General features: G+C 35.6%; 20 protein-coding genes. 8 read left to right on the top strand and 12 right to left on the bottom strand.

Annotation, left to right across the window (positions count from 1 at the left end; genetic code table 11):
• Nucleotides 1-434 precede the first annotated feature (434 nt).
• The 12 genes from ACQKM9_RS10495 to dnaA form a co-directional block, all read right to left on the bottom strand.
• A complete protein-coding gene (locus tag ACQKM9_RS10495; protein WP_427734302.1) occupies nucleotides 435-1541 on the bottom strand; it encodes an HD-GYP domain-containing protein in 1107 nt (368 codons plus the stop codon).
• Between the two features lie 185 nt (nucleotides 1542-1726).
• Nucleotides 1727-3526, bottom strand: a complete 1800-nt coding sequence (locus ACQKM9_RS10490) for an oligopeptide ABC transporter substrate-binding protein (protein ID WP_427734301.1) — start codon at nucleotides 3524-3526, stop codon at nucleotides 1727-1729.
• A 16-nt stretch (nucleotides 3527-3542) separates the two neighbouring features.
• Nucleotides 3543-4457 (bottom strand): ABC transporter permease, encoded by a 915-nt coding sequence (locus tag ACQKM9_RS10485; protein ID WP_427734300.1) that lies wholly within the window; start codon nucleotides 4455-4457, stop codon nucleotides 3543-3545.
• A 33-nt stretch (nucleotides 4458-4490) separates the two neighbouring features.
• Entirely contained in the window at nucleotides 4491-5453 is a 963-nt protein-coding gene (opp4B, locus tag ACQKM9_RS10480) for an oligopeptide ABC transporter permease (protein ID WP_427734299.1), read from the bottom strand.
• 1 nt (nucleotide 5454) lies between these two features.
• A complete protein-coding gene (locus ACQKM9_RS10475; RefSeq protein ID WP_427734298.1) occupies nucleotides 5455-6402 on the bottom strand; it encodes an ATP-binding cassette domain-containing protein in 948 nt (315 codons plus the stop codon).
• On the bottom strand, nucleotides 6399-7412 hold the full coding sequence (locus tag ACQKM9_RS10470) for an ABC transporter ATP-binding protein (RefSeq protein ID WP_427734297.1): 1014 nt from the start codon (nucleotides 7410-7412) through the stop codon (nucleotides 6399-6401). Before ACQKM9_RS10470 ends, ACQKM9_RS10475 begins: the two co-directional genes overlap by 4 nt.
• 582 nt (nucleotides 7413-7994) lie before the next feature.
• The gene (gyrA, locus tag ACQKM9_RS10465) at nucleotides 7995-10517 is read right to left on the bottom strand and encodes a DNA gyrase subunit A (protein WP_427734296.1); all 2523 of its coding nucleotides are present in this window, start codon (nucleotides 10515-10517) and stop codon (nucleotides 7995-7997) included.
• Between the two features lie 26 nt (nucleotides 10518-10543).
• Nucleotides 10544-12469 carry a DNA topoisomerase (ATP-hydrolyzing) subunit B gene (gyrB, locus tag ACQKM9_RS10460; protein WP_427734295.1) on the bottom strand — a complete coding sequence of 642 codons (1926 nt, stop codon included), beginning with the start codon at nucleotides 12467-12469 and terminating at the stop codon, nucleotides 10544-10546.
• Nucleotides 12470-12542: 73 nt separating this feature from the next.
• On the bottom strand, nucleotides 12543-13664 hold the full coding sequence (gene recF / locus ACQKM9_RS10455; RefSeq protein WP_427734294.1) for a DNA replication/repair protein RecF: 1122 nt from the start codon (nucleotides 13662-13664) through the stop codon (nucleotides 12543-12545).
• A 1-nt stretch (nucleotide 13665) separates the two neighbouring features.
• Nucleotides 13666-13893 carry a S4 domain-containing protein YaaA gene (gene yaaA, locus ACQKM9_RS10450; RefSeq protein ID WP_038179148.1) on the bottom strand — a complete coding sequence of 76 codons (228 nt, stop codon included), beginning with the start codon at nucleotides 13891-13893 and terminating at the stop codon, nucleotides 13666-13668.
• 178 nt (nucleotides 13894-14071) lie between these two features.
• A complete protein-coding gene (dnaN, locus tag ACQKM9_RS10445) occupies nucleotides 14072-15208 on the bottom strand; it encodes a DNA polymerase III subunit beta (RefSeq protein WP_427734293.1) in 1137 nt (378 codons plus the stop codon).
• A gap of 171 nt (nucleotides 15209-15379) precedes the next feature.
• Nucleotides 15380-16723, bottom strand: a complete 1344-nt coding sequence (gene dnaA, locus ACQKM9_RS10440; RefSeq protein ID WP_038178759.1) for a chromosomal replication initiator protein DnaA — start codon at nucleotides 16721-16723, stop codon at nucleotides 15380-15382.
• A 556-nt stretch (nucleotides 16724-17279) separates the two neighbouring features.
• On the opposite strand from dnaA, the gene rpmH reads away from it, so the two are divergent.
• From rpmH to noc, 8 genes are all read left to right on the top strand, one after another.
• On the top strand, nucleotides 17280-17414 hold the full coding sequence (gene rpmH / locus ACQKM9_RS10435; RefSeq protein ID WP_036200974.1) for a 50S ribosomal protein L34: 135 nt from the start codon (nucleotides 17280-17282) through the stop codon (nucleotides 17412-17414).
• 221 nt (nucleotides 17415-17635) lie between these two features.
• Entirely contained in the window at nucleotides 17636-17989 is a 354-nt protein-coding gene (rnpA, locus tag ACQKM9_RS10430) for a ribonuclease P protein component (protein WP_427734292.1), read from the top strand.
• 59 nt (nucleotides 17990-18048) lie between these two features.
• Nucleotides 18049-18816 carry a membrane protein insertase YidC gene (gene yidC, locus ACQKM9_RS10425; protein WP_427734291.1) on the top strand — a complete coding sequence of 256 codons (768 nt, stop codon included), beginning with the start codon at nucleotides 18049-18051 and terminating at the stop codon, nucleotides 18814-18816.
• Nucleotides 18813-19637 carry an RNA-binding cell elongation regulator Jag/EloR gene (gene jag / locus ACQKM9_RS10420; RefSeq protein ID WP_427734290.1) on the top strand — a complete coding sequence of 275 codons (825 nt, stop codon included), beginning with the start codon at nucleotides 18813-18815 and terminating at the stop codon, nucleotides 19635-19637. The genes yidC and jag overlap by 4 nt, the downstream gene beginning before the upstream one ends.
• A 533-nt stretch (nucleotides 19638-20170) precedes the next feature.
• Nucleotides 20171-21556 carry a tRNA uridine-5-carboxymethylaminomethyl(34) synthesis GTPase MnmE gene (gene mnmE, locus ACQKM9_RS10415; RefSeq protein ID WP_427734289.1) on the top strand — a complete coding sequence of 462 codons (1386 nt, stop codon included), beginning with the start codon at nucleotides 20171-20173 and terminating at the stop codon, nucleotides 21554-21556.
• A 28-nt stretch (nucleotides 21557-21584) separates the two neighbouring features.
• Nucleotides 21585-23483, top strand: a complete 1899-nt coding sequence (gene mnmG / locus ACQKM9_RS10410) for a tRNA uridine-5-carboxymethylaminomethyl(34) synthesis enzyme MnmG (RefSeq protein WP_427734288.1) — start codon at nucleotides 21585-21587, stop codon at nucleotides 23481-23483.
• Between the two features lie 42 nt (nucleotides 23484-23525).
• Nucleotides 23526-24242: a 16S rRNA (guanine(527)-N(7))-methyltransferase RsmG gene (gene rsmG / locus ACQKM9_RS10405; RefSeq protein WP_427734287.1), complete on the top strand. Its 717-nt coding sequence runs from the start codon at nucleotides 23526-23528 to the stop codon at nucleotides 24240-24242.
• Nucleotides 24243-24437: 195 nt separating this feature from the next.
• A complete protein-coding gene (gene noc, locus ACQKM9_RS10400) occupies nucleotides 24438-25298 on the top strand; it encodes a nucleoid occlusion protein (protein WP_053418420.1) in 861 nt (286 codons plus the stop codon).
• Nucleotides 25299-25469: the final 171 nt, after the last annotated feature.

Here is a 25469-nt window from a genome sequence, read left to right as displayed (position 1 = left end):
CCTGAGCCAGGATCAAACTCTCCATAAAAGTAGTTTGAAAGCTCATTAGCTTTGCTAGCGTATCATCCGAAGATGATATCTATTTTTGTTTTGATCCACCAACAGAGTTGATGTTCAAAAACATTTATTGATTAACGTCTTGCATGTTCAGTTTTCAAGGTTCATTTTGTCGTGTTGTTTTGACGACTTTTAAATCTTAACATGTATATCTTCATCTGTCAACAACTTTTTTGAAAAAGTTTTATTTGAAAGTGAAGTTATTAAGTTTTGTTCGGTGCGTCTTAGCGACAAGTAATATAATATAACACTTTCTATATAACTGTCAACACTTTTTAATAGAAAATAGAATTCTATCCCTATCATTTTAAACTAATTATCTTTCTAAAGAGTTTCTTCCTATAAAAGGACTTAATTAAGGGATAGAATCAATAAAGCTATTCGACGATTAATCTTTCGATATATAATATACGATTCCTTGATAAGTCTATGATTTCTGATGTATCTATTAACTTTACAACCGGACGAGTAGGGGTATCCTTATTTACAAAAACAATTGTTGCAAGTGCAAAATTAGATAATTCTACTTTTGTTCCTAATGGTAAATCTGCTAAACAGCTAAATAATGTATGAACAACTTCAATATTAAATTTACCAAATTGCGATTCGCGGATCATTTCTAATACTTTAAATGAGGATTCTTTTTCTCTGTATACTCGTTCGCATGTCATGGCATGGAAAACATCGGCTACTGCAATAATATGAGAGTACACAGCAATGGAATTACCTTTCTCACCTAATGGATAACCACTACCATCTAATCGCTCATGGTGTTGATATATAGCAATCTTCATATCAGATTTTAAAAGAGGAATATCTTTCACTAATTGTGCACTATAAAAGGGATGTTCTTGAATTTCTTTAAGTTCTAACTCAGTTAAAGCCCCCGCTTTTTCATGAATCTTTTTATTTACTTTTGCCATACCACAATCAGCTAAAGCAGCTGCACTGGCAATTTGAATAATATCTCCTTTAGATAAGCCCATTTTGTGCGCAATTGCAGCCGAGATTAAACTAAGAGCAACAGAATGATGATAAATATAATTTTTAGAATCTGAAAGTTCATTTAATGAGAAAATAAGTGCACGATCTCTTAATATATAATCTATTAACGGAAGTATAATAGTACGAACCTTTACAATATCAACTTTACTACCCGCCTGCCATTTAAAGAATTCAGATTTGAATTCCTCAACACTTTTTCCATATTGACTAGCAAATGGTGTCATACTTTTAACTTCAACTTCCACTTCATCTTCCTTAACATTATCAAGAGTTAACATAAATTCCTTTTCTTTTTTTTCAACGATTGATGTAGTGAGCACTGGTATTTTTGGTATTTGAAAAGCTTGAAATACAATTAAATGTTCTCTAGTAATTTTAGTATCTTTATATACAATAGGATATTGTGTATTTGCCATTATATCTTCGGCTATAATACTACCCAATCGCAAATCAGCCACTTTCACTAATGTAGCGCTCATATGCACGCACTCCTTTTAAAAAAATAATTAGTTTGTCCTAGTATATATTGTATCTAAAACTTACTTTAATTGTAATATAAATATTTAGTCCTTTTGTCATTTAAATTTTATATATAAAAAAACCCCAAGCATTGTACATATAGTACAATTGCTCGGAGGTTCTATAATCATTATTACTTACTTTATTATTTAATTGGTGCGTCAGCAGTAAGTTCTAATTCGTTTATATCAGAATAATTAACCCAGTCTTTATTATAGTTTTTTACACGTTTGTTAACTGGCATAATTTCTGTACGATAGTAGGTTGGGTAAACTGGCGCTTGTTCAGCCATGTAATTTTGCCAATCTTTAAATGCTTTTGCACGAACTTCCGGATCGATTGCTTCAGGAGAATCGATATTAGCTAATAATTTATCTAGCTCTGGAGAAGTGAAACGGCTATAGCTAAATGATGCATCGCGAGCATAGATACCTCCTGGAGAAGGATTCGTACCAGTACCCCATGCAGCTTGATACACGTCAATATCCTTGTCATCAGCTTTTACTTTATCGTAGAAACTGTTGAATTCAATTAAACGACCTGTTGTTAACACTACATTTAAACCAACATCTTTCCAGTTTTGTAAATAAAACTGCATCATTGCTTCATCTTTATCGTCGCCAGCCATAGCAGCTAATTTAATTTCAAGTTTCTTACCGTTTTTATCTTCACGTAGACCATCACCATCTACATCTTTGTAACCAGCTTCGTCCAATAATTTAATAGCTTTTTCTGGATCATATTTGAATCCTGTTAACGAGTCATCATAGAATGCAGAAAATACTGGTGGAATTAAAGAGTTAGCACGTGTTCGTAAACCACCATAGTATTCTGCAGCTACTTGTTCAACATCCATTGCATATGCAAATGCTTGACGAAGTTTAACATCTCCCATTTTAGCATTTGGATCTGTTACGTTTTCGCCTTTTTTAGAGTCCCATTTACCAAGTTTAAAACCAATGTAAGAGTAAGCTAATTCAGGACGACCTAATACTGTTAAGTTTTTCAAATCTTTCACTGAATCATATGCAGTTGATTTAAATGAAGTTGCAAGATCATATTTACCAGCTTTTAAACCTTCTGAAATTTGCGTTGAAGGAACTGTTGTTAATACAACTTTATCAATCTTAGGTTTACCTTTCCAATAATGTTCGTTTGCTAAGAATTGCACTGATTCACCATTTACAATTTTATCGAATTTAAATGCTCCAAGAGTAACTGGTGTTTTACGAATTTTATCAGACTTAATTAAATCCTTAATCGCTACGTCTTTTAAATAGTGTTTTGGTGCAGCATAGCCCCATAAACCGTCCCCGCCATTATAAATAGCAGGTGATAATTTTTTAAATGAAATTTCTAAAGTTTGATCATCAATTTTTTTCAAACCAGAGATTGTTTTTGCTTTACCTGAATGGTACTCAGAAGCACCAACAATATTTTTGAAATCACCATCATAACGAATACCTGTATAATCTTTATGACCAATAATTTCATATGGGTATATAACATCTTCAATTGTTAGAGGTTCACCATCAGACCATTTTACATCTTTTTTAATTTTAACTGTTACTTTTTTGTTATCAGTATCTACTTTTATTGAGCCAATACCTGTATCGCTAAGAAGGAAGTCTTCTTTTGTGTCAAATAAAGAATTACTTGCATAATCCATAATTTCTTTATCATAAGCATCTTCGTATAGTTCCCATGAGAAAATCCCTTTGAATGGTGAGTCATTTACAAGTGCAACTTCTAAAGTACCACCTTTAATTGCCTCATCATTATTTTCTACTGCAACTGGGAAAGCGCTTGTATCAACTTTTTCTGTTGGCTTGTCTCCGCCTTTGCCAGTTTCGCCATCTTCTTTTTTCTTGTCTTCACTACACGCTGCTAGAACAAGCATAAAAACTAACAGCATCGCTAGTAATGACCAATTCTTTTTTTTCATCCCTTTTCCTCCTTTATTATCCTAATCTCTGTCTTGCATCTGCTGAACGGCGTAATGCCTGTCCAACATAATTTATTCCTAGCATCAATACTAAAATTAGTAATGCTGCAGGTAACCAGATCCATAACTTCGTAGACAATATTTCAGGATTTGCTGCGTAACTAACAAGAGTTCCTAAACTTGGCGTCGTCGGTGGTAGCCCAAAACCAAGGAAGGATAATCCTGTTTCAATGCCTACGTTTCCTGCAAAGTTCAATGTTAGATCAACAATAATAATCGAACTTAAATTCGGCATGATTTCTTTAAAAATAATAGTTGAATTACGAGTCCCCATTGTCTTAGAAGCACTTACATAATCTCGTCTGCTTTCTGAAAGAGATTTACTCCGTATAAGCCTTGCAGTACCTATCCATAAGAAAGCACTCATTATCAATATAAAAGCCGTTACACTGTATTTAGGAATAATTGTAACGAACACGATTATAATCATCAAAGTTGGTAAAGTCATAAAGAAATCTATGATGCGCATAAATAAATTATCAATAAACCCGCCAAAATATCCTGTTACTAGACCAATAACAACCCCGGCAATTCCAGTAATTATTGTAATAATAATAGCAATGGTAATAGAGTTTCTGGCCCCTATAATTAATTGCCCTAAAATTGACCTTCCTCCGTGATCTGCACCAAGAATAAACCCGTCACCAGGTTCAGCATATTTACCTCTTATACTAATACGCATGATTTCTTCTTGATCAATAAATAATGCTGCAACATAAACCCCCACTATAATTAGCCCTAATAAAATTAGTGAAAACATTGCTAATTTATCCTTTTTGAACTCCCTCATAATGACTTGGAATCCAGTTGGTGGAGAGCTCTTAATTTTATCTTGCTTTGTGATTTCAGTATTTCCTGATCGTTGTGTCATCTCTATTCACCTCTCCTTAGTCATTAAGATTTGTCATTCTATCCGAATTCTTGGATCAACAATACTCATAATAATGTCGGACAGCAGACTACCTAATAATGTTAAGAAGCCAAATAGCATAACAAGTGTTGTAATCACGCTATAATCACGTGATTGAATAGATGAAATAAACAACTGCCCCATCCCCGGATAACCGAAGATTGTTTCGATAAATACTGACCCACCTAATAATCCTGTAATTGTAAATCCAAAAAATGCAGCGATTGGTAATAGGGAGTTTCTGAAAATATGTTTAGAATACACTTTTGAAATTGGAAGACCTTTACTACGTGCAGTTTTAACATAATCCATTGATTTTGAATCAATTATTTCAGTACGTAAATATTGAATTACACCAGTAGTAGCTAATAAAGCATAGGTAATAGCTGGTAATAACATGTGATATATCTTGCTCCAAAAATATCCTGCAGTCCCTGGACTATACTGAACATCTACTGTTCCGCTTGTAGGGAATATCGGATAATGATATCCAAATATAAACAGGAATATTAATGCCAATACGAACGTTGGTATTGCATAACTAACAAAACTATAAAGAACAACTGCCTTATCCAGCAAAGAATCTTGGTATCGACCTGCTAAGATCCCTAGTGGAATTGCAAGACCATACAATAAAATAACACTCAATAGTGATAACCATAAAGTATTTAAAGCGCGTTCCCCTATAAGGGTGGAAACTGCTACTTTAAATGTATAACTTTCACCAAAATCTCCTTGGAAAGCATTTGTAATCCAGTGATAGTATTGAACATACCACGGATCATATAACCCAGCCTTTATCTTTAGTTCTTCTATTACATTCGGATCTGTTTCTGGCGTTATTAATCCAGTGAATGGATCACCAGGCATAAACTTCGCCATAATAAAGATTATTATACTAAGAACAAACAACTGTGGAATCATAACTAATAAACGTCTTAATATCGTTTTCCACATTTCAATTGCCTCCTTTTCCATGCATATTCATGGCAACTGAATGCGTATCACTTATTTGCTTTAGAGCGTAGACCTTGCCATTTTCATCATAATAATTATGTTGTTCGGACTGATAAAGTGCTTCTACTCCTTGGCGCTCTGCTTTACGTACAATACGAGTAGATGGCTCAATATTAGGAATTGCTGATAATAGTCTTTGCGTGTAAATATGTTGTGGATTTTTATAAACATCTTCACGACGACCTGTTTCAACAAAACGACCTTTATACATAATTGAAATATGATCACACATGTGTTTTACAACACCTAGGTCGTGAGAAATGAATAAATAGCTCAATCCGTATTCCTCTTGAATATCCTTCATGAAGTTTAAAACCTGTGCTTGTACTGACAAATCAAGCGCTGAAACGGGTTCATCTGCGATAATCATTTTTGGCTTACATGCTACTGCACGAGCAATACCTATACGTTGTTTTTGTCCTCCTGAAAATTCATGCGGATATTTATACTTAGCATCCTCAGGCATCCCAACAATTGCTAGTAATTCATTGATTCTCTTATTTTCCTCGTGATCACTTAATTTCAAAAAATTCCGAATAGGCTCTGCAATAATATCTTTTATTCGTTTTCGTGGGTTCATGCTAGAATGGGAATCTTGAAAAATCATCTGAATATCTCTGTTATATGATGAGTTCCGCTCTCGTCGCTGGTTCGTAACGTTTACACCCTCATAAATAATGCTACCTGATGTAATTTTTTCAAGGCCAATAATTGCCTTTCCTGTAGTTGATTTACCTGATCCAGATTCTCCAACTAATCCATACGTCTTACCCTTTTCGAATTCCATGTTAACACCATCAACTGCATAAACATGATCAACTACTGTATTGAAAAAGCCACCACGAATTGGGTAATGTACACATAAATCTTTTATTTGCATAAAACTCATCTTAGTTGTCCCCCTTCTGCACCTTCGAAATCAAAGTGTTTCCAGCAAGTACATCTGACAAGGTGACCAGGGGAAACTTCATGTAATACGGGGTTTTCCTCATGTGTATCTGCTGCAAGCCACGGAATTCGAGATGAAAAACGGCACCCTTGACGCGGTAAGTTTTTGAGTGATGGTACTATACCTTTAATTACTTGAAGTTTCTCATTCTCGCTATTCATCTGAGGAATTGAGTTTAGTAGTGATCTTGTATAAGGATGCTTAGGGTTATTAAATAACTCCTCTACTGGCGCTTCCTCAATAATTTGACCTGCATACATAACCGCAACACGATCTGCGACTTCTGCAACTACTCCAAGGTCATGTGTAATTAATATAATTCCACTCTTTGTCTCTGCTTGTAATTCTTTCAATAAATCTAGTATTTGTGCTTGAATCGTAACATCTAGCGCTGTTGTTGGCTCATCCGCTACGATAATAGCTGGTTTGCAAGCAATGGCAATGGCAATTATGACACGTTGACGCATTCCACCTGATAATTGATGTGGAAACTGTCTTGCAACTCTTTCAGGATTAGGTATTCCAACTTGATTTAACAGTTCAAGAACACGTTCAACCCTCTGCTCTTTTGTAAATTTCGTATGATAGACTAAAGATTCTGAAATTTGTTCACCGATTCGCATTAAAGGATTTAATGCAGATAATGGATCCTGGAATATCATCCCGATATCATTTCCACGAATATCATTAAACTTATCTTCTGGAAGTCCTGCAAGGTTTAAATCTTTATAAAGTATCTCACCTGTGACTTTCGTGTTATTTGCAACGTGTAAACCAAGAATTGAAGTAGCAAGTGTACTTTTACCACAACCCGATTCTCCAACTATAGCTAAAATCTCATTTTTATTTAAATTAATAGAAATATCATCAACAGCATTATAATATGTATCCTTTATTCGAAAACCGGTGTGTAAATTCCTGATGGTTAATAAATTCTCTGAGCTACCCAAAATAGATCTCCTTTCAAAAACTCGTAATGTAGAAAGAATATTAAGAAAATAATAACAGTTTATCGAGCAAAAATATATACATAAAATTAAATAATATGTCAAATACTTTAAAAAACTCTTACAAATGTTATATATTGATTTACATTTTACACACTCATTCCAATTTTAGTCAATCTATTTAATTATTTTTTCTTAATATAGTATAAAAATATGAAGATTCAATCTATTTGAAGTGTAAAGCGTTTAACAGTATCTATTAATCTATTACTCTAAAGTAGGAAAGCATTTAAATATAATATTTAAATATAATATATTACTTTCTATAGTATTTTATTTATTCCCATAGTGAAATCATTTTTTGTCGTTTTTTACAGAATTATAAATGAAGTTTCCTAAAAAACACTATAATATTGGGTTTCTTTGTTCGTCACGTCACCTCATCCTTTGCTCATTCCTAAAGCCAGGTAAATTACAGTTAATTTCCTTTCTTTATTACACTACGTCTATTAAAGTTATGAAAATAATAATAAAAAAAGAACCTCGATAAGTCTTAATCGAGGTTCTTCATATTAATAAATAAAATTATTCTGCATCTGTTGGTTCAGAATCTGCATCAGTTCCTTCTACTGATGTTTCTTCTAATTCAACAGATTCTTCGCTTTCATCTAATTCTTCATCTTCTTTTGCAACTTTTGCAACTGTTGCAACAAGCTCTTCATCACCTAGACGAATTAGACGGACACCTTGCGTGCTACGTCCTGTTACAGAGATATCATTAATATCCATACGAATCAACATACCGTTAATTGTAATAAGCATTAAGTCCTCTGAACCATCCACTGTTTTCACAGCAGATAAAGGACCGTTCTTATCTGTAATTTGGCAAGTTTTAATACCAACGCCACCACGAGTTTGAATTCTATATTCTTCTTCTGGCGTACGTTTCCCGTAACCTTTTTCTGTTACAACTAAAATTTCTTGTCCTGGCTCAATCATTTCCATTCCGACAACATAGTCATCATCTTTTAAACGGATACCACGAACCCCTGCAGCTGTACGCCCCATTGATCGAATGTCTTCTTCATTAAATCGTACAAGCATACCATTACGTGTACCAATGATGATTTCTTTTTCCCCGTCTGTAAGACGAACAGAAATTAATTCATCATCTTCACGTAGAGAAATAGCTATTAAACCATTGTTACGAATATTAGCAAAGTATGATACTGGAGTACGCTTCGTTACACCAGTACGCGTAGTGAAGATAAAGTAAGCATCATCTTCAAACGAAGGAACACGTATCATTGCTGTTACTTGTTCATCCTTATCAACGCTTAATAAATTAACAATTGGTAAACCTTTGGCTGTGCGACCGTATTCAGGGATTTCATAGCCTTTTGCACGGAATGCCTTACCTTTAGATGTAAAGAATACAATTGTATCATGCGTAGATGTATTCATTAGGTGTTCAACAAAGTCATCATCGTTTGTACCCATCCCTTGAACACCACGACCTCCACGTTTTTGACTACGATAAGTGTTCGCAGGTAAACGTTTGATATAGCCGTTGTGCGTAAGGGTAATAACTGAATTCTCACGGGGAATTAAATCTTCGTCTTCAATCATTTCCATACCGCCAGCAGTGATTTCAGTACGACGTTTATCATTGAAACGTTCTTTTACCTCAAGCAATTCTTCATGAATAATTTGGCGAATTTTACCTTCGTCCGCAAGGATTTCACGTAATTTAGCAATTAAAGCTTGTAATTCTTGATATTCACCTTCGATTTTCTCACGTTCTAAACCTGTTAAGCGTTGTAAACGCATATCTAAAATCGCTTGTGCTTGACGTTCACTTAGGCTGAATTTGTCCATTAAGCCACTTTTTGCTTCGTCACCTGTTTGTGAACTGCGGATTAAGTGAATAATCTCATCAATATGATCTAGTGCAATACGTAAACCTTCTAAAATATGTGCACGGTCTTCAGCTTTTTTCAATTCGAATTGCGTACGTCTGCGAATTACTACTTTTTGATGTTCTAAATAATGATAAAGAGATTCTTTCAAACTTAAAACTTTTGGTTGTCCATCTACTAACGCAAGCATGTTAATACCAAAGCTTGATTGCATCGCTGTTTGTTTATATAAGTTATTCAATACAACATTAGAGTTTGCATCTTTGCGAATATCAATAGCTACACGCATACCCTTACGGTCAGACTCATCGTTAATATTTGTAATACCATCGATTTTTTTGTCTCGTACTAACTCAGCAATTTTTTCGATTAATTTTGCTTTATTTACTTGGTAAGGAAGTTCGTGAATAACAATTGTATCTTTACCATTCGATTTTTGTTCTATTTCAACTTTAGCACGAATAATAATAGAACCACGGCCAGTTTCATAAGCACGACGTATTCCGCTTCGGCCTAGAATTGTACCACCTGTAGGGAAGTCTGGTCCTGGAATAATTTCCATTAATTCTTCCGTTGTAATTGCTGGATTATCAGAAATTGCTAAAACACCATCAATAACCTCACCTAATTGATGAGGAGGAATATTAGTAGCCATACCAACAGCAATACCTGAAGCGCCGTTGACAAGCAAGTTTGGATAACGTGCCGGTAACACGATTGGCTCTCTTTCATTACCATCATAGTTATCTTGGTAATCGATCGTGTCTTTATTAATATCGCGCAGCATTTCCATTGCAATTTTAGACATACGGGATTCCGTATAACGCATGGCAGCAGCTCCATCACCATCGACAGAACCGAAGTTACCATGACCATCAACTAACATATAACGATAGCTAAAATCTTGCGCCATACGTACCATTGCATCATAAATAGATGAGTCACCATGAGGATGATACTTCCCCATTACGTCACCAACGATACGTGCTGATTTTTTATATGGCTTATCGGAAGTACTACCTAACTCTTGCATACCGTACAAGATACGACGATGTACTGGTTTTAAACCATCGCGGACATCAGGTAAAGCACGAGAGACGATAACACTCATTGCATAACTTAAAAACGAAGTCTTAATTTCTTTACTTATGTTAATCCCCTTAACACCAGGATTATTAATTTCTGACAAAGTGCTTACCTCCCTTCATTAGCTCGTTAAATATCTAGATTTTTCACGTAAACAGCATTTTCCTCGATAAATTGACGACGTGGTTCTACTTCGTCTCCCATCAATTGTTCAAATATGCGGTCTGCTTCTATTGCGTCATCTAGTTCAACTTGCAGTAATGTACGATGTTCTGGATCCATTGTCGTATCCCATAATTGCTCTGCATTCATTTCACCAAGGCCTTTATAACGCTGAATGCCCGGCTTTGGTAATTTTGGGAGACGCTCTAAAATTTCTTGAAGTTCTTCATCGCTATAGCAATATTCAATATGTTTCCCTTGTTTTACTTGATACAAAGGGGGCTGTGCAATATAGATATATCCTGCTTCGATTATCGGTCGCAGGAATCGGAAAAAGAATGTTAATAATAGAGTTCGAATATGTGCTCCATCTACGTCTGCATCGGTCATGATAACAATTTTATGATAACGTGCTTTTTTGAGTTCGAAATCTTCACCAATACCTGTACCAATTGCTGTAATCATTGCTCGAATTTCAGCATTGGATAGGATTCTGTCAAGACGTGCTTTTTCAACGTTTAAAATTTTACCACGCAAAGGTAATATTGCCTGGAAATGACGATCACGACCTGATTTAGCTGAACCACCGGCAGAGTCACCCTCTACGATGTAAATTTCACTCTCATCAGGATGACGAGAAGAACAGTCAGCTAATTTACCTGGTAAGCTAGAAACTTCTAAAGCGGATTTACGACGAGTAAACTCACGTGCCTTTTTAGCTGCAACGCGTGCTCTAGCTGCCATCAAACCTTTATCAATGATTGTTCTAGAAACAGCAGGATTTTCTAATAAAAATCGCTCAAAGCGTTCTGAGAACAATGAGTTTGTAATTGTACTTACTTCAGAGTTACCTAACTTTGTTTTCGTTTGCCCTTCAAACTGCGGATCGGGGTGTTTAATCGATACGATAGCAACTAAACCTTCGCGTACATCTTCACCTGACAGATTCGCATCGGCATCTTTAATTAAATTATTTTTACGCGCATAATCGTTAATAACTCGCGTTAAAGCTGTTTTAAATCCAGATTCATGCGTACCGCCTTCATACGTATTGATATTATTAGCAAACGAGAAAATATTAGAGGCAAATCCAGCATTATACTGCATAGCAATTTCAACCGAAATACCATCTTTTTCGCCCTTTAAATCAATTGCTTCATGAAGAGGTTCTTTCTTTTCGTTAATATGTTCAACATACGATTTAATACCACCTTCATAGTGGTATGTATTTGAACGTACTTCTTCACCACGTTCATCTGCTATCGTAATACTAATACCACGATTTAAGTAAGCTAGTTCACGAATACGGTGAGCTAATATATCAAACTCATAAACTGTTGTTTCTTTGAAAATTTCAGGATCCGCTTTAAAGCGTGTTGTTGTTCCTGTTTCTTCAGCATCGCCAATAATTTGAAGTGGTTGATCTGTTTGACCGCGACTAAAACTTAAGAAATGTATATGACCATCGCGTTTTACATACACTTCAGTTGAAACTGATAATGCGTTTACTACAGATGCACCAACACCATGTAGACCACCAGATACTTTGTATCCGCCACCGCCAAATTTACCTCCGGCATGTAACACTGTCATAATAACCTCAACAGCCGGTTTCCCCATTTTTTCTTGATTACTTACAGGAATACCACGACCGTTATCGTCGACACGGATCCAGTTATCTTTTTCGATTGTTACTTTAATTTCATTACAATATCCAGCTAAAGCTTCATCAATACTGTTATCTACAATTTCCCACACCAAATGGTGAAGACCTTTAGAACTCGTCGTACCAATATACATACCCGGACGTTTACGAACTGCTTCTAAACCTTCTAATACTTGTATCTGATCTGCATCATATGCAGCAGGCTGTTTATTTTCTTCCATTGCCATTTGTTCCACCTACTCTTTCATGACATCAGTATGCGTTTTAAATTATTTTACTAACCACTGACCTGTACTAATACTAGGTTTCTTCTACTTCAACAGAACCTTGTTTCACATGAAACATTGCGGCTTCTCGTATTGTATCATGGTCAATTCCTTCAACACTTGTTGTTGTCACAAAGGTCTGAACTTCACCTTGAATAGTATTCAGTAAGTGTGACTGACGGTAATCATCTAACTCTGAAAGAACATCATCTAGTAACAAAATTGGCGCTTCCCCAACTTCTTGTTTAATAAGTTCAATTTCAGCTAATTTGAGTGATAGAGCCGTCGTACGTTGCTGACCTTGAGATCCATACGTTTGTACATCATAGTCATTTACAAGGAACTGCAAATCATCTCTGTGTGGCCCAATTAATGTGACACCTCGTTCAAGCTCACGAGGCAAGGCATCTTGTAGCTTCTTCTCCAAGAAATTCGCCATTTCGGCAATTGTCCAATCCGGATTTATACCGTTTACTGGACGATATCGAATTTGTAATCTCTCTAAATTTCGAGAGATACCAAAATGAATTGGTTCTGCCCACTCCTGAAGTAAATCCATAAATTGAAATCTTTTATGAATAACTTTTACTGCAGCTTGAATATATTGTTCGGTATATACATCAAACATTACATCTTGCAATGCCGATTTTCCTTGGTTTTTTTTCAATAAATGATTTCGTTGCTTTAATAGCTTTTGAAATGTTAATAAATCATGTAAATATACTGGAGAAATTTGCCCGATTTCCATATCGAGAAAACGTCTTCTGATTTGGGGACTGCCTTTTACTACAGTTAAATCTTCCGGGGCAAACATCACGACATTCATCTGTCCAATATAATCACTTAAACGGCTTTGTTCTAAATGGTTAACCCTTGCTTTTTTTCCTTTTTTCGAAAGAGTTAATTCCAAAGGTAGATGACCATACTTTTTTTGAACGTCACCTTCTATTTTACCATAATCTTCGCTCCATCGTATCAATTCTTTCTCATTCGAAGTACGATGCGATTTTGCCATAGATAAAACATATATAGATTCCATAACATTTGTTTTCCCCTGTGCATTTTCTCCTAAAAAAACATTAATCTTCGGGGAAAATGACAAGTCTAACGATTCATAATTACGGTAATTCGTCAGCTTTAACCGATCTATATACATGTTATTCTCCGTTCGTTGGACCAGTTATCTGAAATCTCCCTGTTCCAGGAATGTTCACAGTATCGCCAACATATAATTTACGTCCACGGCGGTTATCTACTTCCCCGTTTACATAGACATCATTCTCTTGCAAGAACCATTTAGCCATTCCACCTGAGCTAATAGCATCCGTTATTTTTAATAATTGGCCAAGCGTTACAAATTCAGTATCAATAGCAATTTCATTCACAGTTAATTTCATCCTCTTCTAATTTTCTCTATCCCTATATTTTACCGAACTTTTGTTCATAAGTAAAAAGGATAGTCATCGAAATGACTATCCTTTAGTAAAACCAGTCATTTATGACCAGGTCATAAATGATCTTGGGAAATAATTCACACTCATTGTTATATTGAAATAGTTATTTTTAGTAAGTACGAACAGGCAAAATCAATTGTAATATAGCATCGTCATGTACTGAGCGAATAATGAATGGTCTCATAGCACCTGTAAATTGAATGACAACATCTTGTCCATCAATTGCCTTTAATGCATCCATCATATATTTTGCGCTGAAAGAAATTTTCAATTCTTCCCCTACAAGTGAACTGACTTGAATTTGTTCTTCCACTTTTCCTACCTCAGGTGAATTAGAAGAAATTTCAATCGTGTCATCTTGCATAGTTGTAAAACGTACTACATTGTTACGATCTTCACGTGCAAGTAAAGAAGCACGGTCAATGGCTTGAAGTAAAGAGCGACCATTTACAGTCACATCAGTTTTATATTCTTCAGGAATTAGTCGAGATGTATCAGGATAATTCCCTTCTAGTAAGCGTGAGAAGAATAAAACATCATTTGTTTTGAATAAAACTTGTTGGTTTGTCATAACAATATCTACAGGAGTAGTTGCATCGTTCAATATTTTACTTAATTCAGTCAAACTCTTTCCAGGTACAACAACACTAGATTGTTCGCTTGGTAAATGTTCTAAAGTGACTTTACGACGAGCAAGACGATGGCTATCAGTTGCAACACATACAAGTTCCCCGTCTTTAATTTGCCAATGAACACCTGTTAAAACTGGACGACTTTCACTTGTTGATACTGCAAATACTGTTTCGCGAATAATTGATTTTAATAAATCAGCAGGAATAGTAAATTGATTGTCTTCACTCAACTCTGGTAATAAAGGATATTCAGTTGAATCTAAACCAATTAAGTGAAAATCGGATTTACCTGAACGGATACGTGTTTGGAATTTCTCTGATACTTCAAATTCAACGTCATTAGTAGGTAGCTTACGAACGATCTCATTGAACATTTTTGCTTGCAACACAATTGAACCTGGTTTTTCAACATTGATTAATTGTTCGCCATTTTCTTCAACAGGTATATACGTTTGAATCGTAATATCTGCATCACTACCAGTTAAACGCATTCCTTCTTCGCTAACATCAATTTTTATCCCTGTCAAAATAGGGATTGTTGTTTTTGAACTAACTGCCTTCATGACATCATTTAGTCCATCTAATAAACGATCTCGCATGATATCAAATTTCATAAAATTATACCTCACTTATATATATTATTATTTATTAAAAGATTAATAGATATAGTAGTAGGGCCTGTGGATTTGTGGATAAGTCCAATTTAACGAATAAAATCAGCCTATCCGGGTGTAGACAGGCTGTGTATAAGTATGTTGTTAATTTTCCAAGTTATCCACAGGTTTTTACTTACCTAGCATACTTTTTATCTGTTTAATATCTTGTTGCAATTTCTGATCTTCTTTAAACATGGTTGAAATCTTCTCATGTGCATGGATGACCGTTGTATGATCACGACCACCAAATTCTTCACCAATTTTAGGTAATGAAAAATCGGTTAACTCGCGCGATAAATACATAGCGATTTGACGTGGAAATGCAATTGATTTTGTACGTTTTTTCGCAGTAAAATCTTCTAATTTTACATGGAAGTGTTCTCCAACAGCCTTTTGGATATCTAAAATCGTTACCATTCTAGGTACGGAGTTTGGAATAATATCCTTTAATGCTTGTGCAGCTAATTCAGCCGTAATATCTTGATTCACAAGCGATGAGTAAGCAACTACGCGGATTAAAGCACCTTCTAATTCACGAATATTAGAGTCAATCTGGTTTGCAATATATAGCATAACCTCATTTGGAATATCTAATCCATCGGCCTTTGCCTTTTTTCGTAATATTGCAATTCTCGTTTCTAAATCAGGTGGTGCAATATCTGTTATTAGACCCCATTCAAAGCGTGAGCGTAAGCGGTCTTCCAAAGTTGGAATCTCCTTTGGGGGTCGATCACTAGAAATAACTATTTGCTTCGATTCCTCGTGCAAAGTATTAAAAGTATGGAAAAATTCTTCTTGAGTTGATTCTTTTCCAGCTAAGAATTGAATATCATCAATTAGTAGGACATCTACACTACGATATTTATTACGGAATTCTACAGCTTTGTTGTCGCGGATAGAGTTAATGAACTCATTTGTAAATTTTTCAGATGACAAATAAACCACCTTAGCATTAGGGTTATGTTCCAATACATAGTGGCCAATTGCGTGCATTAAATGGGTTTTTCCTAAACCTACTCCCCCATATATAAATAATGGGTTATATGCTTTTGCTGGTGCTTCTGCAACAGCTAGCGAAGCGGCATGTGCAAAGCGGTTACCAGACCCAATAACGAATGTATCAAATGTGTTTTTTAAATTCAGCATACCAGGGGAGAAATCTGGACGATCATCTTGTTTTTCTTGGACACGTGGCGATGGAATATCAAAATCATCAAAGCCTGGATCTTGTTGAACTACAAAACGGATATGCAAATCTTTTCCTGTTAATTCTGCCAAAATAGAAGCAATTAGCTGTACATAGTGATTTTCCAACCATTCACGCCCAAATGAATTTGGCGCTGCAATAGTTACGGTATCACCTTTGTAAGAAAGTAGCTTCGTGGATTTAAGCCAAGTTTCAAAGCTTGGTTTTGAGATTTTTTGTTTAACTTGTGAGAGCACTTTGTCCCATAACTCTTCTAAATGTTCCAAGCTTCTTTCTCCTTTACATGAATATCTCTATTGAATATTTGGTTATAAATGCGGTTAAAATATGTTTATAAATGAACTATACACGATAGATACTCACAATAAAAACAAGTTGTGGATAAATGTTATTCTTAGCTAGTGGATAAAGCTATCCACACATTATCAACAATTGTGGATAACATTTTGTATACACAAATTTATTTACAGAGTAAAACACAATAATCTTATCAAAAAAAACCATGTAATTCAAGACGTTTTAGAAGTTGTCCACAAATTGCATAAATATGCACAACGAATTTATCCACAATGGGTGGATTTGTGTAGAACTTGTCTATAAGTCTTGTGGATAATTTTAAAGGAGTATAAAAGTGTCCACACTAGTTTTTGAGATTTTGATAGTAGATTGTGGATAACTAACTAGAAAAAAAACTCCACTAACTGGATCGCGGTAAAATGTATTTTCTAAATAAGCATTGACAGAATGACCGGAATTTATATATAATATGCAAGACTGTCTGTAGTATTTTTTATAATAGACTTTCCAGGAGGTGTCATATAAATGAAACGCACATACCAACCGAAAAAACGTAAACATAGTAAAGTACATGGCTTCCGCGCACGTATGAGTTCTAAAAATGGTCGTAGAGTACTTGCTGCACGTCGTCGTAAAGGAAGAAAAGTATTATCAGCATAAGTCCACTGACCAACATCAGTGGTCTTTTTTTCTTTATGGAGAAATTAGTGTTTAGCATTGTTGGTTTTTCTCCAAAACGGCCAAATAATTAGGGTCAACTCCTTTTGCAATGCTTTAAGAGGTAGATCTTAAAAAATTATCGTTTTGGAGGGAATCAACGATCAGTGTAATTGAAACCTTCATTATAGAGAAGAAAGAACAATGAATAAGCAGGTGCAAAGATGAAAAAACGCCGCAGAATTAAAAAGAATGAAGATTTTCAAAAAGTATTTCGTAAAGGTAAGTCATTTGCGAATCGTCAATTTGTTGTCTATTGTTTACCAAATGAGGGACAAGAAGAATTTCGCATTGGGCTATCCATTAATAAGAAAATAGGTAAGGCAGTCACTAGAAATCAAATCAAACGTTATATCCGTCAAAGTTTCTTCGAATTACAAGATGATTTGAGAAATGATATGGAATACGTGATCATCGCCAGACATCCGGCGGCCACTATAGATTTTCATGAAACAAAAAAGAGTTTACAGCATGTTTTAAAAATTGCGAAGGTTTTAAAAAGAAGTAGTAGAGAGTAATAGAATGTGCGTGATAAAATAGCTGATAGAAAATGAAAGTTATTTTAGGGGGATGAAGATTGAAGAAAAAACTTTGGATCATTCTCGCACTTACTTCAATAACATTATTATTAACTGGGTGTACTGAATATAACCAACCAATATATAGTGACACTGAGGGCTTTTGGAGCAAATATGTCGTTTGGCCATTCGTAGCTTTCATAACACTATTTAAAGGATTACTGGGTACGTATGCTTGGGGGATAGTTTGTGTAACAATCATTATTCGCTTAGCTATTTTGCCGTTAATGATTAAACAGACAAAAAGTGCGAAGAAAATGCAAGAATTACAGCCTAAATTGGCGAAGTTAAAAGAGAAATACAGCTCTAAAGATGCAGTAACTCAGAAAAAGTATCAAGAAGAAATGATGAAATTAATGAGTGAATCTGGTGCTAATCCAGCAGCTGGATGCTTACCTGTGCTGATTCAAATGCCAATTCTAGTTGGTTTCTATCACGCAATTAGTCGTATGAACTCGACACCAGAAATTAACTTGGGCGACTTTTTCATGTTCCCATTAGCAGAACCGAGTATTGTACTCGCTGTTCTAGCAGGTATCATGCAGTTTATTGTTCTACGTACGGGCCCAGCGATGGATAATCCTCAAATGCGAATTATGATGTACATCATGCCATTTATGATTATGGGATTAGGTAGTAATTTACCTGCCGCTTTATCGCTTTATTGGGTAATTGGTAATATTATTACATTAATACAAAATCTTGTTATGTATAAGCCTTGGAACAAAACAACTAAACCTGCAAAAACAGGAGGGGCCAAAAAGTGAAACAGATTACGCAAATAGGAGCAACCGTAGAAGAAGCGATCTCTATAGCGTTAAAAGAGCTTGACCTTACCCGAGAGCAAGTAGATATTGAAATACTTCAAGAAGGTAAAAAGGGTTTTTTAGGTTTTGGTTCACGTAAAGCAAATGTACGTGTAACTGAAAAACAACTTGAGAAATCCGATCAAGAGCAACAATCTGTGCAACAGGCAATGGTAGAACTGAGTGAAATAGAATCATCAGAGGCAGTAGCGCTTATTTCGAAAAGTGAAGTAGAAAATATACAAGAATCAACAAATGAAAACCTACAAGAACTATCAACTTTGAAAGTTGAAGAAAATGAATTAATAGATGAGAAACGTAATGATAACACAGTTGCTATTGAGCATGCAGTCACTTATTTAACAGATATAGCAAAGCAGTTAGATGTCCATGACTTAACTATCGGTGTTGAAGAAAAGGGTAAAATCATTAATATTAGTTTAGAAAGCAAGAAGGCGGCATTACTAATAGGTAAACGTGGCCAAACGCTAAACTCCCTTCAAGAATTGACACAATTAGTTGTGCATCAATACGCAAAACGGTTTGTCTTAGTAAAATTAGATGTAGAAAATTATCGCAAGCGTCGCCAAGAATCATTGGAGCTGCTAGCTAATCGTATGGCAGACAAGGCTGTTTACACAGGGAAAAAGATTGAGTTAGAGCCAATGCCCTCGAATGAGCGAAAAATTATCCATCATATTCTTGCTAATCGAATTGATATCGAGACGTATTCCGTTGGATCGGATACCAAACGCTATTTAGTTATTGAACCAATTCGATAAATGAAATATTTTGTTAAAGCCCATCTCATTCTAAATGAGATGGGCTTTTGATTATTTTGCTGGATAAATTTAGTTATTTGAGAAATGTTGAATTTAAATAGATGAAAAATTATTGAGAGTCCTCAGGATGTGGGGTAGGTAATCCACATTTAGATAATATGTCTAGCTTCAGTTGTTAACTCCTCGATATCAATCCCTTTTCCCAGATCAAAGTTTTAATGAATTTTAATTCTTAAATTACAGTGCTTGTCTGGACTAGAACCTACCGCTGCAATATTTTAAGTAAGATATCCAGTTTCAGTGGCCAATCCCTCAAGGTCACTTACATCTTCTCGGGCGAAAGTTGAAAAGATACTTTCGCTAGAGAAGATGCCAATACTTGCCGGGATTAAATGAGGCGCCTGTACATTTTAAAAAAGTTGTCCACAATTCTACTTTTCGAGCTTTTATGCTATTATTGTATGTTAGAGAGTTAGTTCGTTTTTAGGTTATCCACATGTGGATAATTTTTAATTTTTTAGGAGGTATTATCTATGGAGTTCGATACAATTGCGGCTATCTCAACGCCAATGGGTGAAGGGGCAATTGCCATTGTCCGTTTGAGTGGGGATGATGCTGTTGCCATTGCAGATCGTGTGTTTCATGCACCGAATCGGAAAAAGTTATCCACACAGCCGTCACATACTATCCATTATGGACATTTAAAGGAGCCTGAATCGGGTGAGGTAGTAGAGGAAGTAATGCTATCACTGATGAAAGGGCCAAAAACATTTACACGTGAAGATGTAGTAGAAATTAACTGTCATGGTGGAATTGTTTCAGTGAATCGAGTACTGCAATTAGTATTGAAGAATGGTGCACGATTAGCTGAGCCTGGTGAATTTACAAAGAGAGCATTCTTAAATGGCCGAATCGATTTATCCCAAGCAGAAGCTGTAATGGATCTGATTCGTGCAAAAACAGACCGTGCGATGAATGTTGCGCTTGGTCAAATGGACGGGAAATTATCAAGATTAATAGGTGAACTTAGACAAGCATTATTAGAAACTCTAGCGCAAGTAGAAGTGAACATAGATTATCCAGAATATGACGATGTAGAAGAGATGACAATTCCACTTATGCTCGAAAAGTCTAATTGGGTAATGAAGGAAATCGAGAAACTTTTACAAACATCTTCTCAGGGCAAAATTTTGCGTGAGGGCCTTTCAACTGTTATACTAGGTCGTCCGAATGTCGGCAAATCATCACTATTAAATAGCCTTGTACAAGAAAATAAAGCAATCGTTACAGACGTTGCTGGTACAACGCGTGATATTATAGAAGAGTACGTAAATGTAAGAGGTGTTCCATTACGTTTGGTAGATACTGCAGGTATTCGCGAGACCGAGGATATAGTTGAGCGCATAGGTGTTGAACGCTCTAGGCAAGTATTGAAAGAAGCAGATTTAATTCTTCTTGTTGTGAACTATGGAGATGAACTTACTGAAGAAGATGAGCGTCTTTTCGAAACGATTCAAAATATGGACTATATAGTCGTTGTTAATAAAACAGATTTGTCACAACAAATTGATTTAGCTCGTGTACAAGCATTAGCTGGCAAACGCAAAGTGGTGACAACATCTTTACTTAAAGAAGAAGGTGTCACAGAGCTTGAGGAAGCAATTGCGGCATTATTCTTTGAAGGATCATTAGAAGCTGGAGATATGACATATGTATCAAATGCACGCCATATCGCTTTATTACACCAAGCACATTCAACGATCAAGGATGCTATTGAAGCAGCTCATGCAGGTGTGCCTGTCGATATGATTCAAATCGATGTCACTAGAACATGGGAACTTCTTGGTGAAATTATTGGAGATACCGTGCAAGAAAGCCTAATCAATCAGCTATTTTCACAATTTTGTTTAGGGAAATAAACTTAAATATAGAAAGGAAGTAACGAGCATGCCAACAAAATTTGAAGCAGGCACGTTCGATGTGATTGTAATTGGAGCAGGTCATGCAGGTGTAGAAGCTGCGTATGCTGCATCAAGAATGGGTGCAAAAACACTTATGTTAACAATCAATCTCGATATGATTGCCTTTATGCCATGTAATCCATCAGTAGGTGGTCCGGCTAAAGGGATTGTCGTACGCGAAATTGACGCATTAGGCGGTGCGATGAGTAAAATTATCGATAAAACACATATTCAAATGCGTATGTTAAATACAGGTAAAGGTCCAGCAGTACGCGCTCTACGCGCACAAGCAGATAAAGTACTTTACCAACGAGAAATGAAAAAATTACTAGAAGACGAAGAAAACCTTACAATTCACCAAGCAATGGTAGATGAATTAATCGTTGAAGATGGTGAAGTAAAAGGTATCGTTACGCAAGTTGGTGCTGTTTATCATGCAAAAACAGTTATTGTTACAACGGGTACATTCTTACGTGGTGAAATCATTATTGGTGACTTAAAGTATTCAAGTGGGCCAAATAACCAACAGCCATCTATTAAATTAGCGGATAATCTAAAAGAACTTGGTTTTGAGTTAGTACGCTTTAAAACAGGTACACCACCACGTGTTAACAGCAAAACAATTGATTACAGTAAAACTGAAATTCAGCCTGGTGATACAGAGCCTCGTGCGTTTAGTTATGAAACAACTGAATATATTACAGATCAATTACCATGTTGGCTGACATATACAAGTGAAGAAACACATGAAATCATTAATGATAATCTTCATTTATCTCCAATGTATTCAGGAATGATTAAAGGTACAGGTCCACGTTATTGCCCATCGATTGAAGATAAGGTTGTTCGTTTTAGTGATAAGCCTCGTCATCAATTATTTTTAGAACCAGAAGGCCGTGATACACGTGAAGTGTATGTTCAAGGGTTATCAACAAGCTTGCCAGAGCATGTACAACGTAAACTGTTGGAATCGGTGCCAGGTCTAGAAAAGGCAGAAATGATGAGAGCAGGTTACGCCATCGAATACGATGCAATTGTACCAACTCAATTATGGCCAACGCTAGAAACTAAACGCATTGCTAATTTATATACAGCTGGTCAAATTAACGGTACTTCAGGTTATGAAGAGGCTGCTGGCCAAGGGCTAATGGCAGGTATTAACGCTGCTGCTAAAGCACTTGGTAAAGAAGAGATGATTCTAGGACGTGCAGATGCATATATAGGTGTGTTAATCGATGACCTTGTAACAAAAGGAACAAACGAACCATACCGTCTATTAACATCTCGTGCAGAATACCGATTATTACTACGTCATGACAATGCGGATATGCGTTTATCTGAACGAGCTTATGAAGCAGGTTTAATTTCCCAAGAACGTTATGATAAATTTGATAGAAAACGTCAAAAAGTAGACAATGAAATTAAACGTCTTCGTGATACAATTTTAAAACCAGATGCTAAAACACAAGGCTTATTACGTGATTTAGGTAGTAGTGAATTAAAAGATGGTATCCGTGCAGCTGATCTATTAAAACGACCAGAAATGATGTATGAATTATTGTCAACATTAACTGAGTCACCTGTCGAGTTATCAACAGAGGAAAAAGAGCAAATTGAAATTCAGGTAAAATATGAAGGCTATATTGAAAAAGCACTTCAACAAGTAGATAAGCTTAAAAAAATGGAAAACAAAAAAATTCCAGAGAACATTGATTATGAAGCAATTTCAGGGATTGCAACTGAAGCAAAACAAAAATTAAAACAAGTAAGACCACTATCTGTTGCACAGGCATCACGTATCTCAGGTGTAAACCCTGCTGACATTTCAATTTTACTAGTGTATATTGAACAAGGTAGAATAGCGAAATTAGCAAGCAACGAATAATACGACAAAACCAACGGTGGCACTACATGGAAGGGGAAAATCATGAACGAAGAACAGTTTGTGCAGGCTTTAAAAGAACAAGGAATTGAGTTATCAGAGGGACAGTTAAAACAATTTCATACTTATTTTGAACTATTAGTTGAATGGAATGAGAAAATGAACTTAACTGCAATTACTGACCAGCCATCTGTCTATTTAAAGCATTTCTACGACTCTATTAGTGCTACTTTTTATATGGATTTCAATAAAGTACAATCTATATGTGATGTAGGAGCAGGTGCTGGTTTTCCTAGTATTCCAATTAAAATCTGTTTCCCACATTTAAAGGTGACAATTGTAGATTCATTAAATAAACGTATTCAATTTTTAACACATTTAAGTGAACAGCTACATTTAGATCATGTGGAATTTGTTCATTCACGTGCAGAGGATTTTGGTCAAAATCCGAAATATAGAGAACAATTTGATCTTGTGACAGCTCGCGCAGTCGCTAGATTATCAGTACTTTCTGAGTTATGTATACCGCTTGTGAAAACAAACGGCCATTTTGTTGCGATGAAAGCAGCAAGTGGTGATGAAGAGATGAAGGATGCAAAAAAAGCATTAACAGTACTAGGTGCTAAATTAATAGATAGCTATTCATTCTTATTACCAATCGAAGATAGTGAGCGTTCTATTTTTATTTTTAATAAAACAAAAAATACACCGAAAAAATATCCACGTAAGCCAGGCGTACCAAATAAATCGCCAATCCAATAAATGTTTCGTTCCACGTGAAACATAAAAGGGGTTCTTACGTTTTTTATCAAAATTAATTATACTAATATGTATAAAATTTACTTATTGCACAATGATAGTCAAAATATATATAGTTCTCTCCACCTTCTAACGGGCTTTTACCTATGATATTAGATGGAGAATGCTTGGAAATATCGTTAAAGGTGGTGCCAAGGGATGAAAAGTACTTTTTCACGTTTTTTTGGAAGTGGTGAGAAAGTAGAACACGACTCGAAAAATGAGGTAGAAAGTGCGGAATCGGTTGTCAAACTCCTTATTGATGAGATCCAGCCGAATCGTTATCAGCCACGTACAATTTTCGATGATTCGAAGATTGAAGAGCTTGCACGAACAATCCGTACACACGGTGTAATACAACCAATCGTCGTTCGAAAAATGGAAGAAGGTCATTACGAAATAATTGCAGGTGAGCGTCGTTATCGCGCGATGAAAATGCTAGAGTGGACAGAAGTGCCCGCAATCGTTCGTGAAATGAACGACAAAGAAACAGCTTCAGTGGCATTAATTGAAAACTTACAACGTGAAGAACTTACATCAATTGAGGAAGCACAGGCTTACCTAAAATTATTAGAACTTCATGGTTTAACACAAGAAGCACTTGCCCAGAGGCTTGGTAAAGGTCAGTCAACAATAGCTAATAAAATCCGCTTATTAAAGCTACCTGAAGAAATCCAAATGGCTATTTTAAAAAGGGAAATTTCAGAACGTCATGCACGTGCTTTGGTACCTGTCAAAGACAAGGAATTGCAATTAGCGTTGTTACAAGAAATAATCGACAATGATTATAATGTACGACAGTTAGAGCAAAGAATTGATGAAATACTAAATCCTGCTGAGAAGCCAAAGAAAAACAAGCCAACCCGTAAAGCAATTAGTAAAGACATTCGAATCGCATTAAATACGATTCGACAATCACTTACGATGGTCACAAAAACAGGTATTAATGTAGAAGCCGAAGAAGAAGAACATGATGAGTTTTATCAAATCACTGTGAAGATACCGAAAAAGAAATCATAATTTCATCTATTTTAAACTCTTGTCTAGTATTGTGGACAAGAGTTTTTTATATATTTTTCTTTTATAATAAGAGCCTATTGTACATTTTTTTGATAGAATGAAAATTAGGTATTCAAATTAATTTAATATTGCCTATTTTTATAAAATTGATTTTGGAAAGCAGGTGCACAT

The organism is Viridibacillus sp. NPDC093762 (assembly GCF_050279675.1).
GTDB lineage: Bacteria > Bacillota > Bacilli > Bacillales_A > Planococcaceae > Viridibacillus.
Note: the sequence above shows the minus strand (reverse complement) of the source record. Positions and strands in the feature narration are given on the sequence as shown.